Genomic DNA, 17,760 nt, shown 5'->3' on the forward strand with positions numbered 1-17,760 from the left:
TAGGAGAGATTGGGATGCCGAACGAGAGGCTACGTGCTGCCATGGCGGCCGGCGGTTGGACGTACACCGCCCTCGCGGACAAGGTCGAAGTCGATCCCAAGTCCGTGGAACGATGGGTCAATTTGGGGCGTACGCCGCGCCGTGCCACAGCCATGTTGGCAGCGGAAACGCTAGGAGAAGACGTGCACGCTCTATGGCCCGCGCTCCGGCAGGCACGCCCTGCCCGCGCTGTCAGTCCGGAACTAGTGGCCCTCTACGACCAGCGGGCGGACATCCCCCTCTCCACCTTCGTGGACATGCTGGCCCAGGCCCACGAGCACATCGACGTGTTGGTGTATGCCGCCGTCTTCCTGCACGAGGCGTACCCGCGGCTCAACGACCTGCTGCGAGAGCGAGCTGCCGACGGGTGTGCAGTCCGTATCGCGATCGGAAATCCGGACAGCGTGAATGTCCAACAGCGCGGCACGGAGGAGAAGTTCGGTCACGGGATCGAGTCCCGGTGCCGACTTGCCCTCATGCACTATCGCCCCCTTGCCGGGGTATCCGGCATCGAGGTGCGGACCCACGCCACCACGCTCTACAACTCGATCTATCGTGCGGACGATCAGGCGATGGTCAATGCCCACGTCTGGGGCGTGAACGCCTACGGTGCTCCCGTGTGGCATCTTCGGCGCAGCGGAGAGGGCGGCATGTTCGACACCTACGCCAGCAGCTTCGATGCGGTGTGGGAGACCGCGACGCCAGTGACAGAAGGGTGACCATGGCACGGACCGAGTACTACGACGACCCGGCAGCACCGGAGCCGAACAGCTTGGTGGTCGCCGCGTCCGCCGTGGTTACCGACGACGAAGGGCGCGTGCTCCTTCAGCGTCGCCGGGACAACGATCTCTGGGCGCTCCCTGGTGGCGGCATGGAGATGACTGACTCACTCCCGGGAACGGCCGTCCGCGAGGTGAAGGAGGAAACGGGTCTGGACGTGGAGATCACCGGGCTCGTGGGCACGTACACCGACCCCCGCCACGTCATCGCCTACTCGGACGGCGAGGTGCGCCGACAGTTCAACATCTGCTTCACCGCCCGCATGATCGGCGGCCGACTCGCGATCTCGGACGAGTCCACGGAGCTGCGGTTCGTCCAGCCGGAGGAGATCGATCAGCTGCCGATGCACCATACGCAGCGGTTCCGGATCCGTCACTTCCTGGAGCACCGTGATCGGCCCTATCTCGGCTGATCTCGTAGACCGCGGTGAACGGTAACTCTGATGGAGGCGACTCACAACTCACCCTCCAAGTCGTTGGGAGGGCACATTGACGGCTGTTCAACCCGGCAGCCACTCTGCTCAACCCGACCTGTCAGCGCCTCTGTGTGTCAAGCGGCTTGAACGAGATGGTTCCGTTGATCTCGTTTCATGATCCGGTAGTCCACGTTGGAGAGGCGTCGCTTGAGGGCCCGGCGGGCCTCCGAAGGCGTCTTCCCCTCAGCGATCTTGCGGAGGTAGTAGTCCTGCCCGCGCCCGCCGTCGCGGATCTGGCAGACGGCGATGGTGTGCAGGACCGAGTTGAGCGCGCGGTTTCCGCCGGTGTTGAGCCGGTGACGGACGTTGTTGCCGCTGGAGGCGTCCAGGGGTGCGCTGCCGGTGTAGCTGGCGAAGTGGTGCTCGGTGGGGAACCGGCTGATGTCCCCGATGTGGCCGAGGACCTTCGCGGCCAGCACAATGCCCAGGCCCGGCAGGGTGGTCAACGTGGTGCGGGTCGCAGCGATGGCCTCGCGCATTTCAGCTTCGTTGTCCTTGACCTGCCGGTCCAGTCTGCGCAGGTCGGCCAGCAGGTCACGGGCTATGTCCCGGCGGCAGTTGTCGGTGGCCGTCACCGGCCGGATGCCCTTCATCAAGGCGGCGGCTTTGTCGGCCGACAAGCCGGTGGGTGCTCCGCCGGGCAGGAGATCGCGCAGGACGGCATGGAGTCGGTTGAGGACGCGGGTGCGCTCGTGGACCAGGTCGTCCCGCCGCTCAGTCAGCAACCGCAGGATCGTGGTCTGGTCTTCCTGGACCACGAGGCGCAGGTCATGGCGGAAGAGCGCGACCTGAGCGACGTGGAGGGCGTCCTTGGCATCGGTCTTGCGGTCTCCGCCAGTGGCGAGCAGCCGAGCCCGGGCCGACAGGGTGGAGGGCACGTCGACCACGTTCTCGCCCACGGCGGCCAGTTGCTGGGCGAGCGAGCGGCCCAGGCCGCCGGCGCCCTCGACCGCGAAACGACGGTCGGGCCACTGCTCACACCAGCGCATCAGCTGGCGGAAGGTGCCGGAGTTCACCACGAACCGGCGCTGGGCCACCTGGTGGCCGGCGACGTCGACGGCGACGGCGGTGTGGGACGACTTGTGGGGATCGACACCGATCAGGATCACAGGCTGCTGCCCTCGCGCTCGATGAGACAGGACGGGGAGTGCGGTGGGCACCCTGACTTGAAGTCACTGCGTCACCTTCATGCCTCTGTCGAGCCACACCGCGGGGGTGTCGGCCGGCGGCGGCACGCTATCAGTGAGCCAGCCCGAGGGCGGCAAGGAGCACTGCGGGCCCGTGCCGACCGACACCCTGGACGCTACGGCTGCATACCGACTAGTCACAAGAACTTGTGTTCTAATATGCTGCCTGTCTGGGCGGTAGGAGCAGATCGGTTGGGACGTGCTCCCAACTCGGATTCAAGCGGTTGACTACTCTGCATACGCTTCGGGGCGGCAATCCTAGGCCGGAGGCAGGAGCGCGGGTTGGTCTGATGTGACGGAAGTCCGCATCCGACTCGTCCTAGTCGCTGCGAGTCCGCGCCTGGTGCGCGAGGCCAGGTCGAATCGCTGCTACACCATCGCTCGGAGGTGACGGCAGCGCTGACGGCAACGACGGCACACAGGCGCACATGATCGCCAACCTGTGCGAACGGAGTGAGGGGCCGCAGGCAGTCTTCATAGTGCGCTGCCCGATCCTACGGATCGGCCCCGGAGCGATCCGGGGCCTCTTGCGTTTCAGGGGTGTACAGCAACGGGGTTTGGATCACCGGGTCTCGCCCCGGTACCGCCCATGGCGGCCTACGCCCTCGCCGGGCCGAGGCGCTGGCCGGGCCGAGGCGGCTGGTCAGGGTGGGCCCCCGGATCGGATCCGGGGGTCCGGCAGGGCGGGCGAAGTCAGCGGACGTCGACGAAGTCGCCGGTGGAGGTGGCGGCCGCGGTGGTGGACGTGCGAGCGAAGGCGTATCGCCAGTAGCCGTCCGTCGACGCCTTCACCGTGGTCTTCAGACCTCCCGTGCTGCTGGTGGAGATCGTCTTCACAGTCGTGTACCCGGACGTCGCCTTCTTGCTGAACTGGAGCTTCACCTTCTGCCCGGCGTATCCGTGATAGCCGCCGAGCGTCTCCCAGTCCGCGCGGGAGAGCTTGCCCGTGATCGTGAGCGTCTTGCCCTTGGTCACCGGCTCGGGGGACGCGTTCGCCGTCACCCTCGCATCGCGCACCACGGACGGTGACTTGGCGGCGTGCAGATCGACGTACCCCGTGCCGTCCGCGGACTCGGCCCAGGCGGCGACCTTCCAGACACCGGCGAGGGAGTTACGACCGAGGGTCCAGCGCGGCTGGATGTAGGCGAACTGCGTCACGCAGGTGGACGTGGTCGCGTCGGCCTTGGTGCAGGTCGCCGGCCACGTGCCGTAGAGGACGGCGTCGGGGGTGGCGTACGAGCCCCGGTAGAGGTACATGTCGCCGCTCGCGATCCCCGACGGGTCGGTCGCGGTGAACTTCGCCTTGAACACCTGCAACGGCTCGTCGGTCAGCTCGACCGGCTTTCCGCCGTTCACCACGATGTTCGAGATACGGGTCGCACCCACCGTCTTGTCGCTCTGCGGGGCCGGGCCCCCGAACGCCCGCGCGATGGTGCGGCGGAGGCTGCCTCCCTGGTCGTCGGCGGCGGTGACGCGCAGGGTGATGAAGGAGGCGGTGGCGGGTACGTCCAGCGTGGCGGAGCCGTCGGCCGCGACGGGCAGGTCGGTCCAGCTCGTGCCGTCGTCCGTGGAGTACGCGAGACCCGTGACCCTGGTGTTCGCCTCTGCCGCCGTGCTGCGGGTGCTCGCGCTCGCGTCGATCCGTACCGCCCCGGCAGCCGCGCGACCCAGGCCGTCGAGCCCCGAGACCTTCAACTGAGCATCGATCAGCGGGAGTTCCTTGCCTTCCGCATAGTCCGAACGGAACGTCCACTCATTGTGGACGTCCGTGGACAACCGGGAGTACGGGACACGGCGGTGCACCCTCTGGTCGAGGGTGTACGTCCGCTCGAACGACGGCAGGCTCGAAGATGTCAGCGCGTGGGAGCTGTCGAGGCCCGAGGCCTGGGCGTAGGTGACGCCGTCGGACGCCAGCTTGTAGGCGTAGGTCGCGCGCAAGTCGTTGGCCGTGTGGCCCGCGGTGTCACCGAAGGCGCTCGGCTCGTACAGCCGGATCTTCCCGAAGGACCGCTGTGAGCCGATCGACTGGCCGCGCGTCGGCTGGAGCGGGGCCGCGCCCAGCACCTCGCCCGCACTGGTCCCGGCGGGCAGGGTGCGATCGGGGAGGTTCAGGCTCAGCTCGCCGGTGCCGTAGTCCAGGAAGCGGCTGTAGGTGATGCCGGGGGTGACGTACTCGGTGACGGAACCGGCGGCCGGCACCGAGGCGCCGATGAACACGCCCGTCCACTCGCCGGAGGAAGGGACGCTCTCCAGGGTCGCGGTGGTGCGGGTGCCCGGGGCGTTGACCTTCGTGACGGTCTTCGCCAGGGCAGAGGTACGGACCGTCTTGATGGGCGAGGCCGGCACCGTGGTGTTGAAGCTGTGCGTGAGGTCGTAACGGTAGGCGCTGGGGACGCTCGCGGACGCGCCTTTCTTGCCGAGCACCTCGTGCAGGCGCAGCGAGACACCAGGCACCGAGAACGGGGTGACGTACACCTTGTCGGGCCCCCCGCCGGCGAAGCCCGCCAGGTCGCCGCCCGGGACGCTGATCCACACGGCGGAGGAGTCCCGGGCGGCGGTGGTGTCATCGGTACGGATCGCGGTTTCCTTGGCCGCGCGCTGGTCGAATGTGACCGTGGTGGCGGCCGAACCGACGGTGAAGGTCCGGGTGAGCAGGTAGCTCGGCTCCATCCAGTCGTCGTGCAACGCCACTGAGAAGTAGTCGCCCGGTGGCAGCTTCACGCTTGAGGTGCCCCCTACGGTGTTGCTGTTGACGGCGTACGACGTCCAGGTCTTGCGGTTCCAGACGTAGAAGAGCTTGGACCTGACGTCGGCGTGCGTGATGCTCAGTTTCACCGTGTACGTCGACGCGGCGGCGCTCCGCGTCGTAAGACCGCTGCGCATGGTGCCCGTGCGGGTGCCCGTCGCTGTCAGCGGAAGCCTGGCAGCCGTACGGTCCGCCGCGGACTTTCCTGTCGGCCGTACGGAAAGCGTGCCGTTCGTGGCGGCGACCGTGTAGCGGGCCGGGTGGCCCCCGGAGCCTTCCGGGTCCGCCGTGACCCGGACGTCCCGTCCGTCGACGAGTTCGACACGGCCACCGTCCCCCACCTCGGCACTCGGCGCCGTGCTGTGTGCCGGATCCTGTACCGCGGAGACCAGGCCTACCGTGGCGGGTTCTCCATCCGTGGCACTCGCCATGGGCGCGAGCAGCACCGAAGCCGTCACCAACGCCCCGCTCACTGCCACCCCAGCGGGTCTTCGGAACCGCCCACCCAAAAAGCCGGACATCAAATGCCCCCCTGTCTCTTCCCCTTGAGAATCAACTCCCGGCTCATCCACAGGAGTCGATCAGCCCACTCTAAGGTGAAGTGCAGGAGCCTGCGTTCGATTACTGGCCGGCCTCGGTGGACCTCGGGCTCATCCCTGCGCGGGCCCGTCATGCCGCCAGGCCACCCGTCCCACCCACCGCCCTCACGGGGGCTGAAGTCGGCGGGTCGTGGCGGGTGGGTTCAGGGTGCGGTGGCGGTTGATCGCCAGGCCGGGTTGAGCATGGTGCGCAGCACCGCCACCACCTGGGCAGGAGCGAATTCGGCGAAGAGGGCATCCGTGAAGCCGTCCTCCTCTGATCCGTCCTTGCCGTCCGCGGCGATCAGCGCCTGCGCCACCTCGTCCGGGATGCTCCCGACGATGGCCCGCGCGGTCTCATCCACCCGTGGGTCGTCCTCGGCCGCCTCGGCCAGTGCATCCATCCGGGCGTATGCCGCGTAGGTGCGCCGTACGGCCTCGGCGTCGGCGCTCAGACTCTGCCCCATGGCGTGGAGCCAGCCGCGGTCGCCGCCCGGCGAGCCGGTCTCCAGCAGGGCCAGCAGCTCCCGCTCCTTGGCCGCCATCGCCGGTTCCGGTCCGGGCAGCCGCGCCGCCGCGCGGGCCATGGTGACGAAGAGCGCGGCGAGTTCGGGGGAGACCGGGGCCTCGGCGGGCAACCGCCCGGTCCGCTCGGCCTGCTTGAGGAGGTGGCCAAGGCGGACGCGACGCTCTCGGATGGCCTCCTCCTGACGGGCCAGGTCGGCGTCCAACTCGGCGAGGATCTCTACGAAGTCCTTGCCCGCGTCGTCCGCCAGCACGTCCTTCACTTCGTCCAGGCTGAGGCCCAGCTCGGTCAGACGGCGGATGCGGGCCAGTTCGACGGCGTCGCGCAGCGTGTACTCGCGGTATCCGTTGGGCTGCCGCGGCGGCTCCGGCAGCAGCCCGATGCGGTGGTAGTGCCGCACGGCGCGGGCGGTGACGCCGACGACGCCGGCTAGCTCTCCGATTCGCATGGCACCAGTAGAAACGTTGTCGCTGCGACAAGGTCAAGCAGTGCCGTTCACGGCAGACGACGCAGACGACGCAGACGGCCTTGGCCGTACGAGGCGAGGAAGGCGAGGAAGGCGAGGAAGGCGAGGAAGGATGGGACGGCTCGCCAAGTGGCCCCGCACGAGCCTGCGTCAGGCGCCGGCCGGTGTCACGGGCGTGGGCCGGGTGCGGCCCCAGGCCGCCAGGGGCTGGAGGGCTTCGTTGAGGCGGGTGCCGTCGTCGGTCAGTGAGTACTCGACGCGGGGCGGGACCTCGTCGTAGGAGATGCGGCGCACGATGCCGTCCGTTTCCAGCTCGCGCAGGTGCGAGGCCAGCATCTTCTCGCTGACCCCTGGAAGCAGCCGGCGCAGTTCGCCGAAGCGGCGGTGGGGGTGCTCGTGGAGCGCCCAGAGGATCAGCACCTTCCACTTGCCGCCGATCCCCTCCATCGCGGCGTCGATCCCGCAGACATGCCCGTCCGGTGCGCCCGGCCGGTTCAGCGTGGTCATGCCCCACCCTTCCGACGTGCTCGCTCACCTCAGGGTAACCACCCACTCCGAAGTGCGTACTTGATCGGCCGCGGGCCTGTGACCAGCCTGATCGGCATGACACGGAACACCGTTGAGAAGGCTCCCGTCACGCTGCTGGGCCTCGGCGCGATGGGCACCGCGCTGGCCCGTGCCTGGCTCGTCGCCGGGCACCCGCTCACCGTCTGGAACCGCACCCCGGCCCGCGCGGCGGCGCTCGCCGCCGAGGGCGCGACGGTCGCGGACAGTGCCGCCGCGGCGGTCGCGGCGAACACCCTGCTCGTGGTCTGTCTGCTGGACGACGCCTCGGTCGGCGAGGCGCTGGCCCGCACCGACCTGACCGGCCGGGACCTGGTCAACCTCACCACCGGCACCCCGGCACAGGCCCGCGCCCGCGCCGCCTGGGCCCGCGAGCGCGGCGCCCGTTACCTGGACGGCGGGATCATGGCCGTCCCTCCGATGATCGGCGTCCCGCAGGCCGGCGGCTACGTCCTCTACAGCGGCTCACGCGAACTGTTCGAGCGGCACCGGCAGACGCTGGGCGTCCCCGCCGGCACCACGTACGTCGGCCAGGACGCGGGCTTCGCGGCCCTGCACGACATCGCCCTGCTCAGTGCCATGTACGGGATGTTCGCCGGGGCCGCGCACGCCTTCGCCCTGATCCGCAAGGAGGACATCGATCCCACGTCGCTCGCCCCGCTGCTCGCCGACTGGCTCGTCGCGATGGCGCCGGGCGTGCACCGGACCGCGGAGCGGTTGCGCAGCGGCGACTACACCGAGGGCGTCGTCTCCCGTCTCGCCATGCAGGCGGCCGGCGCGCCCACCTTTCTGAGCACCGCCGCACAGCAGGGGGTCAGCCCGGAACTGCTCAGCCCGTACTTCGCGTTGATGCGCCGCCGCCTGGCCGAGGGCGGTGGCGACGAGGATCTGACGGGCCTGATCGATCTGCTGGTCCGCTGACCGGCTGCTTGGACCCCGCCCCTGGTCGTCCCCGCACGGGCCGGGTCAGTCGGGCAGGCCCAGGTCCTCGCGCATGATGCGGCGCAGGGCGGTGAGCCGGGGCTCCGCGGCCTTGAGGTCCAGGAGTGCCTGTTCGGCGCTTTCCCCTGCGCGCGTCAGGCCGCGATCGATGCGCTTGGCGGTGGCGTCGGCCGCGGCCAGGACGGCGTTCACCTCGCGGGATGCCCTGAGCACCGTCTCGGGGACGATCATCTGGGCCTCGGCGTAGCGGTCGCGGTAGTCGCGGCGTGCCTCCTCGACCTGGACGCGGTCGTCGTCGGTGTAGACACCGTCCCGCAGCCGGTGCAGGGCGTCCTTCAGCATGGTGTGGAAGTGGCGGGAGGCCCGGTTCATCGCCGTGTAGGCGGAGCGCCGCTCCTCGAAGCGCCGTCTGTTCTCCTCGGTCCGGCGCTCCTCGGCCCGTTGGCGCTTGGCCGCCCAGGTCGTGACCACAGGCGCGAAGAGCGTGCCGAGGACCCCGACGACGGCAGTGACCATGGCGGCTATGGCGGCACCCATGGGGCGACCCTAGCCGCACCCCACCGTCCGAGGGCACGCGGCGGCGGCGCGGGCGGGCCTGGTCCGTGCGTTGACGGCGCCCGAGCGGCGGGGCTTGGCGGACCTGACCGTCTGTGCGGTGTGTGCGTCGACGGCGCCCGTGGGCGGAGCTTGGTGGGCCCGGTCGTCTGTGCGGTGAGTGGGGGCGGGGTCCGTGGGGCGGCTTGGCGGGCCCGGTCCGTGCGGCGGCGGCGCTCGTGGGGCGGGGCTTGGTGGGCCCGGCCGTCTGTGCGGTGTGGGGGGCCGGGGTCCGTGGGGCGGACATCCCGGGTGTGTGGCCTGTCGGCTCGCGGGACGCGGGCGGCGGGCTACGGCGGTGGTGGCGAACGGCCCGGCTCCCGAGGGCCCCCGGCCGGCGGTCGCGGAGGCGGGGAGCTGACCGCCGGGGCCTGACCGTCCGACGAGGCGAGGGGCGTTGTCAGCGGGTGGGTCTAGTGTCGGGGGTGATGGCACAGGCGTGGAAGTGCGCGGGGCTGCGGTGGGCCGTGGACGGCCCCGTGCTGGCGTGGGACGGGGGGCGTAGGAGTGCGCTGCCTCGGGGGAAACGGGTGGCCTTCGGGGTTGTGGAGGGGGGTGTGCGGACATGTGGGGGAGCGCGCGGGCATCCCTGCCCGGTGCGGGCGGCCGTGTCGGGGCGGAGCACTGGCGCGCGGTGCGAGGAGTGCGCACGGCTGGAGCGGGCGCACTCCGTGGCCGCCGACACCGTCGCGGACGACCCCCGGCCGTACCACGTGTATCTGGCGTGGTTCGGACCGGACCTGGTCAAGGTTGGGATCACCGCCGAAGAACGGGGCTCGGCGCGTCTCCTCGAACAGGGTGCCGTCTGCTTCAGCTGGCTCGCCCGCGGCCCGCTGATGGCCGCGCGCCGCGCCGAGGAACTGCTGCGGGCCGCGCTGCGGGTGCCCGACCGGATCCCGTACGGCGTCAAACGGGCGGTGCGGTCGGCGTTGCCCGGCACACCGGCCGAGCGCGCGGTCGAGATCGAGGCACTGCACGCGCGCGCCGTGGCGCTCGACGCCTGGCCCGAGGCACTGGTCAGGGAGCCGTTCCGGCCCGTCGACCATGCCGGCGTGTTCGGGCTGACGGCGGGCCTCGCGACCGCCTACGGCGAGGTCAGCGAGCTGGTCGCGGGCGGGGGTGTGAGCGGTGCGCTGGTCGCGGTGGCGGGGCCCGATCTGCATCTCGCCACCGAGCGAGGGACGGTCGTCCTGGACACCCGGCTGATGACCGGATGGGAGCTGGTTCCGGCGCTGCCCGGGGTCGGTGGGGCCGGTGGTGGGGTGACGGTGCCCGTGCGGAGGTTCCGGGAGGAGACGGGGGTTCAGGACGAGCTTTTCTGAGTGGTCCCCACGGCCGGGCGTGGACAGCCCGGGTGCCGTCGGCGATCGTGGGGGACATGAGCGATCACCGCTGGGGAGCGCGCGCGTGACGGGTACTGAGGCGGAGCCTGCCGTCGAGGCCGCCGAAGTCAGGCGGTTCTGGGGGCGGCTCGGGCTGCCGGGGCTGGTGGACGTGCACACGCACTTCATGCCCGAGCGGGTGCTGCACAAGGTCTGGGCGTACTTCGACGGGCTCGGCCCGCTCACCGGCGGCCTCGAATGGCCGATCACCTACCGCACCGAGGAGGGCGAACGGTCTGCGCTGCTGCGGGAGTTCGGCGTACGGGCCTTCACGGCGATGCTGTATCCGCACAAGCCCGGCATGGCCCGCTGGCTCAACGGCTGGGCCGCCGACTTCGCCGGCCGCACACCGGACTGTCTGCACACCGCCACCCTCTTCCCCGAGGAGGACGCCCCGGACTACGTCCGCCAGGCGCTCGACGAGGGCGCCCGGGTCTTCAAGGCGCATGTGCAGGTGGGGGCGTACGACCCGGCCGACGGACTCCTCGATCCCGTCTGGGGGTTGCTCGCCGAGGCCGGGGTCCCGGTGGTGATCCACTGCGGTTCGGGGCCCGCGCCCGGCAAGCACACCGGACCCGAGCCGATCGGGCGGGTGCTGGCCCGGCATCCGCGGCTGCGGCTGGTCGTCGCGCACCTCGGCATGCCCGAGTACGAGGACTTCCTCGCGCTGGCCGAGCGGTACCCGCAGGTACGGCTCGATACGACGATGGCGTTCACGGACTTCAGCGAGGGCCACGCGCCCTTCCCGAGGCGCGCCCTGCCCCGCCTGGCCGACGTCGGCGACCGCGTCCTGCTCGGCTCCGACTTCCCCAACATCCCCTACCCGTACGTCCATCAGCTGCGCGCCCTGGAACGGCTCGGCCTCGGCGACGCGTGGCTGCGGGCGGTGTGCCACGACAACGGGGCGCGGCTGTTCCGGCTGTGACCCGCACCGGCGGCACCGGTGCGGCTCATGCCGTTCCCAGGAGTTCCCTGAGCGGCGCCTGTGGGTTTCTCAGGGAAATCACAGACACCTGAAAGGGCGCTCTCAGAGCCTCTCGTCAGGGTGTCCACCATGACCACGACCTCGCCCCAGGGGCGCACCGAACTGCTGAGGCCGGACGGGAGCCCCGTCCGAGTGCTTGTGGTGGACGACGAGTTGTCGATCACCGAACTGCTGAGCATGGCTCTGCGATACGAGGGCTGGCAGATCCGCAGCGCGGGTGACGGGCAGGGCGCCGTGCAGAGCGCCCGTGAGTTCCGGCCCGACGCCGTCGTCCTGGACATGATGCTGCCCGACATGGACGGGCTGACCGTGCTGGGCCGGCTGCGCCGCGAACTGCCGGACGTACCGGTCCTGTTCCTGACCGCGAAGGACGCGGTGGAGGACCGGATCGCCGGACTCACCGCAGGCGGCGACGACTATGTCACCAAGCCGTTCAGCCTGGAGGAGGTCGTCGCCCGGCTGCGCGGCCTGATCCGGCGGTCCGGCGCCGCCGACCGGCGCTCCGACTCCGTCCTGGTCGTCGGCGACCTCACCCTCGACGAGGACAGCCACGAGGTCGCGCGGGCCGGCGAGAACATCCACCTCACCGCGACCGAGTTCGAGCTGCTGCGCTTCCTCATGCGCAATCCGCGCCGCGTGCTGAGCAAGGCGCAGATCCTCGACCGCGTGTGGTCCTACGACTTCGGCGGCCAGGCCAACGTGGTCGAGCTGTATATCTCCTATCTGCGCCGGAAGATCGACGCCGGGCGCGAGCCGATGATCCACACCCGGCGCGGCGCCGGATATCTGATCAAACCCGCCGTGTCATGAGCGGGCGCCGACGGCCGCGTACGCAGCAGCGACGTGGGGGTCCCCCCGATCGAGCGAAGCCGAGACCGGGAAAGGGACAGCCGCGCACCCTGCGGACGCGGCTCGTCGTCGCATCCGTCGTGCTGATCGCCGTGGTCTGCTCGGTGATCGGCACCGTGACCACCCTGGCGCTGCGCTCGCACCTGTACCAGCAGCTCGACGGCCAGCTCGCCGAGGTCGGGGCGCGCGCCTTGGGCCTGCTCGCCCCGCCCGTCCAGGGCAAGGGCGTCCCCGTCCCGGACGACGACCAGCAGGGCAAGGCGCTCGACCTGTCCGACTTCGTCACCCGGGGCCCGCAGCCGCAGTACACGGTCGCGGCCCAGGTCGAGGACGGCGTGGTCACCGAGGGCAAGGTCGGCCACAAGTCCGACCACACCTACGACATGAGCCCCAAGGCGCTGACCGAGGCCCAGCTCGCGGCCCTCGGCGCCGTCACCCGGGACGGCGGCATGCACACCGTGGACATCCCCGGCCTCGGCAGCTACCGCGCCCAGTACGTCACCGGACCCAAGGGCAGCTACTACGTCGCCGTACCGACCAAGGACACCGACGACAACATCAACACCCTGATCCTCGTCGAGGTCAGCGTCACCGCCGCCGGTCTGGTCGCCGCCGGGATCGCCGGCCATGTCCTGGTCGGCGTCGCCACCCGGCCGCTGCGCAAGGTCGCCGCCACCGCCACCCGGGTCTCCGAACTGCCCCTGCACTCCGGCGAGGTGAACCTCAGCGAGCGGGTCCCGGAGTCCGAGTGCGACCCGCACACCGAGGTCGGCCGGGTCGGCGTCGCACTCAACCGGATGCTCGACCATGTGCACGGCGCCCTGCACGCCCGCCAGCAGAGCGAGACGCGGGTGCGGCAGTTCGTCGCGGACGCCAGCCACGAACTGCGCACACCACTGGCCTCCATCCGCGGCTACGCCGAACTGACCCGGCGCGGGCGGGAACAGGTCGGCCCCGACACCCGGCACGCGCTTCGCCGCATCGAGTCCGAGGCGGGCCGGATGACGCTGCTCGTGGAGGATCTGCTGCTGCTCGCCCGGCTCGACGCGGGCCGGCCCCTGCAGTTCGAACAGACCGATCTCGTCCCGCTCGTCGTGGACACCGTCAGCGACGCCCGCGCGGCCGGCATGGACCACACCTGGCGGCTCGACCTGCCCGACGAACCGGCCCTCGTGTCGGCGGACGCGGCCCGGCTGCAACAGGTCCTGGTCAATCTGCTGGGCAACGCCCGCAACCACACCCCGCCCGGCACCACGGTCACCGCCCGCGTACAGCGGCGCGGACCGTGGCTGTGCGTCGACGTCGAGGACGACGGCCAGGGCATCCCGGCGAAGGTGCTGCCGCACGTGTTCGAACGGTTCGCGCGGGGCGACTCCGCACGGTCGAGATCCACCGGGTCGACCGGTCTGGGCCTGGCCATCGTGCAGGCCGTCGCGACCGCGCACGGCGGTGCCGTCACCGTGGACAGCGTCCCCGGGCGCACGGTGTTCACCGTCCACCTGCCCGCGCCGCACCCGGCGCTGCCCCGGCCGACCGCTGAACCGCGGCGGTCATCGCACTCACAGGCGCAGCACAGCGCCGGCACATGGGCGGAACAGGGCGCCTGACGACAGTCGGGGACATGCGAACCGACTCTTCTCCCGGCACCCTGCCGGCGCGGGAGCACCTCCCGGCCGGCGACGCCGGTACGCCTGTCCTGGACGTAGTGATCCCCGTCTACAACGAGGAGAAGGACCTCGGGCCCTGCGTGCTCAGACTGCACGAGCATCTGACGCGCACCTTCCCGTACGCGTTCCGCATCACGATCGCGGACAACGCGTCCACGGACACCACCCCCGAGGTGGCGGCCCGCCTCGCGGCCCGGATCCCCGAGGTCGTCGACTTCCGCCTGGAACAGAAGGGACGCGGGCGCGCGCTGCGGGCCGTGTGGTCCGCCTCGGACGCCCCGGTCCTCGCCTACATGGACGTCGACCTGTCCACCGACCTCAACGCGCTGCTGCCGCTGGTGGCCCCGCTGATCTCGGGCCACTCCGACCTCGCGATCGGCTCCCGGCTCAGCCGCTCGTCGCGGGTGGTACGGGGCGCCGAGCGGGAGTTCATCAGCCGCTCCTACAACCTGATCCTGCGCGGCTCGTTGCAGGCCCGCTTCTCCGACGCGCAGTGCGGCTTCAAGGCGATCCGGCGTGAGGTCGCCCAGGTGCTGCTGCCGCTGGTCGAGGACACCGGCTGGTTCTTCGACACCGAGATGCTGGTGCTCGCCGAGCGGGCCGGGCTGCGCATCCACGAGGTGCCGGTCGACTGGGTCGACGACCCGGACTCGACGGTGCACATCGTGCGGACGGCGACCGACGACCTCAAAGGCTTGTGGCGGGTGGGCAAGGCCCTGGCCACCGGTTCGCTGCCGCTGGACCGGCTCACCCGGCCGTTCGGCGACGACCCGCGCGACCGCGAGATCCAGGACGTACCGACGGGGCTGGCCCGGCAACTCGTCGGGTTCTGCGTGGTCGGCGGCCTGTCGACCCTCTTCTACCTGCTCCTCTACAGCGTCTTCCGGCAGTTCGCCGGCTCCCAGGTGGCCAACGCGGCGGCCCTGCTGGTCTCGGCCGTCGCCAACACGGCGGCCAACCGGCGGCTGACCTTCGGGGTGCGCGGTCGCGGCGGCGCGGTACGGCACCAAGCACAGGGTCTGGTGGTCTTCGGCATCGGCCTCGCCCTGACCAGCGGCTCGCTCGCCGCCCTGGACGCGGCCGCCGGCGATCCCGCGCACTCCACCGAATTGGCGGTGCTGATCGCCGCGAACCTCGCGGCGACGGTGCTGCGTTTCCTCCTGTTCCGCGCGTGGGTGTTCCCAGACCACCCCGAGCCCGACGCCGAGTTCAGCCCCGGGCCCGGCCCGGAGCCTGTCTCCGGGTCCGGTGTGAGGTCTGGCCGTGGGTCCGGCTCCGAGTCCGGCCACGGGCCTGGCCGCGAGTCCGGTCCTGAGTCCGGCTCCGGGTTCGGTCGCGAGTCTGGCTCCGTCTCCCCGCACCAGGCCGCCGCCTACCCGGTCCGTCCGGGCTCTCCCGACCGGCCCCTGTCCGACGCCCACCTCCCCCCGGGGCCCCGCCAGCCCCGGCCGAGAGCCCCGCTGCCGCGACGCCCCACGCCGCACCCGCAACAAGCACAGCAACCGCAGCAGAACCAGCAACCGCAGCAGGCGCAAGACCTGAAGCAGGGCCAGAACTTGCGGCAGGCGCAAGACCGGCACCAGGTCCAGCGCGCCCGACAAGTACAGCAACCGCACCAGACCACCCAACTCCGTGCCGGCGACGGTGTGGACGGGAACTGGAGGGACGCCACCGTGCGACTGCACCCGGTGCGCCTTCACGACACCGACCCGGGGGATGCCCGATGACCACCCATTACGACCAGCCGACCGACCGGACAGGACCCGGCTCATGGGGCCCGCCCCCCACCGCTCCCCCGTCACAGGGCCCGGCCCCGGCCCCCGAGTCGGGCGAGCCGAAGCAGCCCCTCGCCCGCAGACTGTGGCGCGGACGTCCGGGCGACCCGCGCTGGACGCGCCCGGCCCTCCTCGGCCTGCTGCTCGCCACCGCGCTGCTGTACCTGTACAACCTGAGCGCATCCGGTTACGCCAACTCCTTCTACTCGGCGGCCGTTCAGGCGGGCAGCACGTCCTGGAAGGCGTTCTTCTTCGGCTCGCTGGACGCGGGCAACGCGATCACCGTCGACAAGCCCTCGGCGTTCCTGTGGCCGATGGAGCTGTCGGTGCGGATCTTCGGCCTGAACTCGTGGGCGATCCTCATCCCGCAGGTGCTGATGGGCGTCGGCACCGTCGCCGTCGTCCATGCCGCGGTGCGGCGCCGGTCCGGCCCGGTGCCCGGTCTGATCGCGGGCGCCGTGCTTGCGCTCACCCCGGTCGCGGCGCTGATGTTCCGCTTCAACAACCCGGACGCGATGCTGGCCCTGCTGATGGCGTTGGCCTGCTACTTCGTGATGCGTGCCGTGGAGGACGGGCGCACCCGGTGGCTGGTCTGGGCGGGCGTCGCGGTCGGCTTCGCCTTCCTCGCCAAAACACTGCAGGCGTTCGTGATCCTGCCGCCGCTGGCGGTCGTGTACGCGGTCTGCGCCCCGGTGCGGCCGCGTACACGGTTCGTCCAACTGGCCCTCGCCACGGCGGCGATGGTCGTCGCCGGCGGCTGGTGGGTGGCGGTCGTGGAGTTGTGGCCCGCCTCGTCCCGCCCGTACATCGGCGGCTCGCAGAACAACTCCTTCCTTGAGCTGACCTTCGGCTACAACGGCCTGGGGCGGCTGAACGGCGAGGAGACGGGCAGCGTCGGCGGCGGTGGCGGCCCGGGCGGCACCGGCCAATGGGGCGAGACCGGCTGGGACCGGATGTTCAACGCCGAGATCGGCGGCCAGGTCTCGTGGCTGATCCCGGCCGCGCTGATCCTGCTGGTGGCCGGCCTGTGGGCCACCCGGCGGGCCCGGCGTGCCTCGGTGACCCGGGCCGGATTCCTGGTCTGGGGCGGCTCGCTGCTGATGACCATGATCGTCTTCAGTTATATGGCGGGCATCTTCCACCAGTACTACACGGTCGCCCTCGCCCCCTACCTCGCGGCCGTGATCGGCATGGGCGCCGGTCTGCTGTGGGAGCGGCGGGCCGAGACCTGGGCGTCGATCGCCCTCGCGGCCTCCGTGGTGGCGTCCGCCGCCTGGGGCTATGTCCTGCTCAACCGCACCCCGGACCATCTGCCCTGGCTGCGCTGGCTGGTCCTGATCGGCGGCCTGGCCGCCGCGCTGGGCCTGGTCTTCGCGGGCCGGGCGCCGCGCCGGCTGGCCCTCGGGGCGGCGGCCGTGGGTCTCGTCGCCGCGCTGGCCGGGCCGACTGCGTACACCCTGAGTACGGTCGACTCGGCGCACACCGGCTCCATTCCGACGGCTGGTCCGGCGGGCGCGAGCGCGATGGGCTTCGGCGGCCGTCCCGGCGGCGGCATGCGGGGCGGCTTGGGCGGCGGCATGCCGGGCCAGAACCAGCAGAACGGCAACGGGGGCACGCAGAACGGCAACGGGAGCACGCAGAACGGCAACGGCTTCCCCGGCGGTGGCACCGGTGGCTTCCCGGGTGGCGGCCTGCCCGGTCAGAACCAGCAGGACGGCGACGGCGGTGGCCAGGGTCAGCAGAACGGCAACGGTTTCCCGGGCGTCGGCGAGGGCGGCGGGATGGGCGGCGGTGGCGCCGGCGGTCTGCTCGACGGTGCCACGGTCGGCTCCGAGGCCAAGAAGCTGCTGGAGGCGGACGCCGGGACGTACACCTGGGTCGCCGCGTCCATCGGCTCCCAGAACGCCGCGAGCTACCAACTGGCCACCGGTGAGCCGGTGATGGCGATCGGCGGCTTCAACGGCACCGACCCGTCCCCGACACTGGCGCAGTTCAAGCAGTACGTGGCGGACGGGAGGATCCACTACTTCATCGCCGGCGGCGGTACGAGTGGCGGCATGGGCGGCAGTGACAGCGGCACCGCCTCGCAGATCACCTGGTGGGTCGAGAGCAACTTCAAGAAGGTGACGGTCGGTTCGGCCACCTTCTACGACCTCACGCAGCAGTCGAGCGGCGGCTGAGGACCGGCCGTACGGAGCGGGGCGG

At 71.1% G+C, this 17,760-nt stretch carries 14 protein-coding genes; 9 read left to right on the forward strand and 5 right to left on the reverse strand.

Features of this window, described 5'->3' with window-relative positions; genetic code table 11:
* Positions 1-14 precede the first annotated feature (14 nt).
* Complete coding sequence (locus tag ACFYTE_RS06410) at positions 15-758, forward strand: XRE family transcriptional regulator (protein WP_388705687.1); 744 nt, start codon at positions 15-17, stop codon at positions 756-758.
* 2 nt (positions 759-760) lie between these two features.
* Positions 761-1,231, forward strand: a complete 471-nt coding sequence (locus ACFYTE_RS06415) for an NUDIX domain-containing protein (RefSeq protein WP_388705690.1) — start codon at positions 761-763, stop codon at positions 1,229-1,231.
* A 137-nt stretch (positions 1,232-1,368) separates the two neighbouring features.
* Here ACFYTE_RS06415 and ACFYTE_RS06420 read toward each other — a convergent pair whose 3' ends face one another.
* The 4 genes from ACFYTE_RS06420 to ACFYTE_RS06435 all read right to left on the reverse strand — a co-directional run bounded on the left by ACFYTE_RS06420 (position 1,369) and on the right by ACFYTE_RS06435 (position 7,304).
* A complete protein-coding gene (locus ACFYTE_RS06420; RefSeq protein WP_388705693.1) occupies positions 1,369-2,403 on the reverse strand; it encodes an IS110 family transposase in 1,035 nt (344 codons plus the stop codon).
* A 771-nt stretch (positions 2,404-3,174) separates the two neighbouring features.
* Positions 3,175-5,658 (reverse strand): hypothetical protein, encoded by a 2,484-nt coding sequence (locus ACFYTE_RS06425; protein WP_388705696.1) that lies wholly within the window; start codon positions 5,656-5,658, stop codon positions 3,175-3,177.
* Between the two features lie 311 nt (positions 5,659-5,969).
* A complete protein-coding gene (locus tag ACFYTE_RS06430) occupies positions 5,970-6,779 on the reverse strand; it encodes a MerR family transcriptional regulator (RefSeq protein ID WP_388705699.1) in 810 nt (269 codons plus the stop codon).
* A 168-nt stretch (positions 6,780-6,947) separates the two neighbouring features.
* On the reverse strand, positions 6,948-7,304 hold the full coding sequence (locus tag ACFYTE_RS06435; RefSeq protein WP_388705701.1) for a winged helix-turn-helix transcriptional regulator: 357 nt from the start codon (positions 7,302-7,304) through the stop codon (positions 6,948-6,950).
* A gap of 96 nt (positions 7,305-7,400) precedes the next feature.
* Between ACFYTE_RS06435 and ACFYTE_RS06440 the strand changes: the two genes are divergently transcribed.
* Positions 7,401-8,282: an NAD(P)-dependent oxidoreductase gene (locus ACFYTE_RS06440; protein WP_388705704.1), complete on the forward strand. Its 882-nt coding sequence runs from the start codon at positions 7,401-7,403 to the stop codon at positions 8,280-8,282.
* A 45-nt stretch (positions 8,283-8,327) separates the two neighbouring features.
* On the opposite strand, the gene ACFYTE_RS06445 is transcribed toward ACFYTE_RS06440, so the two are convergent.
* Positions 8,328-8,840 (reverse strand): hypothetical protein, encoded by a 513-nt coding sequence (locus tag ACFYTE_RS06445; protein ID WP_388705707.1) that lies wholly within the window; start codon positions 8,838-8,840, stop codon positions 8,328-8,330.
* Between the two features lie 485 nt (positions 8,841-9,325).
* Between ACFYTE_RS06445 and ACFYTE_RS06450 the strand changes: the two genes are divergently transcribed.
* The 6 genes from ACFYTE_RS06450 (at position 9,326) to ACFYTE_RS06475 (ending at position 17,735) form a co-directional block, all read left to right on the forward strand.
* Entirely contained in the window at positions 9,326-10,219 is an 894-nt protein-coding gene (locus ACFYTE_RS06450) for a DUF2797 domain-containing protein (protein ID WP_388705710.1), read from the forward strand.
* Positions 10,220-10,304: 85 nt separating this feature from the next.
* Positions 10,305-11,204 carry an amidohydrolase family protein gene (locus tag ACFYTE_RS06455; RefSeq protein ID WP_388705712.1) on the forward strand — a complete coding sequence of 300 codons (900 nt, stop codon included), beginning with the start codon at positions 10,305-10,307 and terminating at the stop codon, positions 11,202-11,204.
* Positions 11,205-11,333: 129 nt separating this feature from the next.
* Positions 11,334-12,074: a response regulator transcription factor gene (locus tag ACFYTE_RS06460; RefSeq protein ID WP_388705715.1), complete on the forward strand. Its 741-nt coding sequence runs from the start codon at positions 11,334-11,336 to the stop codon at positions 12,072-12,074.
* Positions 12,071-13,720, forward strand: coding sequence for an ATP-binding protein (locus ACFYTE_RS06465; protein WP_388705718.1), 1,650 nt, complete (start codon positions 12,071-12,073; stop codon positions 13,718-13,720). Before ACFYTE_RS06460 ends, ACFYTE_RS06465 begins: the two co-directional genes overlap by 4 nt.
* A gap of 14 nt (positions 13,721-13,734) precedes the next feature.
* Complete coding sequence (locus ACFYTE_RS06470) at positions 13,735-15,507, forward strand: glycosyltransferase (protein WP_388705720.1); 1,773 nt, start codon at positions 13,735-13,737, stop codon at positions 15,505-15,507.
* On the forward strand, positions 15,504-17,735 hold the full coding sequence (locus tag ACFYTE_RS06475; protein ID WP_388705723.1) for an ArnT family glycosyltransferase: 2,232 nt from the start codon (positions 15,504-15,506) through the stop codon (positions 17,733-17,735). Before ACFYTE_RS06470 ends, ACFYTE_RS06475 begins: the two co-directional genes overlap by 4 nt.
* The last annotated feature ends 25 nt before the right edge of the window (positions 17,736-17,760 follow it).

This window comes from Streptomyces sp. NPDC004629 (assembly GCF_042873595.1).
Lineage (GTDB): Bacteria > Actinomycetota > Actinomycetes > Streptomycetales > Streptomycetaceae > Streptomyces.

What these genes read in the sequence shown, in the direction of transcription:
- ACFYTE_RS06410 (WP_388705687.1), top strand. Translation starts at nt 15, where the DNA reads ATGCCGAACGAGAGGCTACGTGCTGCCATGGCGGCCGGCGGTTGGACG.
- ACFYTE_RS06415 (WP_388705690.1), top strand. Translation starts at nt 761, where the DNA reads ATGGCACGGACCGAGTACTACGACGACCCGGCAGCACCGGAGCCGAAC.
- ACFYTE_RS06425 (WP_388705696.1), bottom strand. Translation starts at nt 5,658, where the DNA reads ATGGCGAGTGCCACGGATGGAGAACCCGCCACGGTAGGCCTGGTCTCC.
- ACFYTE_RS06430 (WP_388705699.1), bottom strand. Translation starts at nt 6,779, where the DNA reads ATGCGAATCGGAGAGCTAGCCGGCGTCGTCGGCGTCACCGCCCGCGCC.
- ACFYTE_RS06435 (WP_388705701.1), bottom strand. Translation starts at nt 7,304, where the DNA reads ATGACCACGCTGAACCGGCCGGGCGCACCGGACGGGCATGTCTGCGGG.
- ACFYTE_RS06440 (WP_388705704.1), top strand. Translation starts at nt 7,401, where the DNA reads ATGACACGGAACACCGTTGAGAAGGCTCCCGTCACGCTGCTGGGCCTC.
- ACFYTE_RS06445 (WP_388705707.1), bottom strand. Translation starts at nt 8,840, where the DNA reads ATGGGTGCCGCCATAGCCGCCATGGTCACTGCCGTCGTCGGGGTCCTC.
- ACFYTE_RS06450 (WP_388705710.1), top strand. Translation starts at nt 9,326, where the DNA reads ATGGCACAGGCGTGGAAGTGCGCGGGGCTGCGGTGGGCCGTGGACGGC.
- ACFYTE_RS06460 (WP_388705715.1), top strand. Translation starts at nt 11,334, where the DNA reads ATGACCACGACCTCGCCCCAGGGGCGCACCGAACTGCTGAGGCCGGAC.
- ACFYTE_RS06465 (WP_388705718.1), top strand. Translation starts at nt 12,071, where the DNA reads ATGAGCGGGCGCCGACGGCCGCGTACGCAGCAGCGACGTGGGGGTCCC.
- ACFYTE_RS06470 (WP_388705720.1), top strand. Translation starts at nt 13,735, where the DNA reads ATGCGAACCGACTCTTCTCCCGGCACCCTGCCGGCGCGGGAGCACCTC.
- ACFYTE_RS06475 (WP_388705723.1), top strand. Translation starts at nt 15,504, where the DNA reads ATGACCACCCATTACGACCAGCCGACCGACCGGACAGGACCCGGCTCA.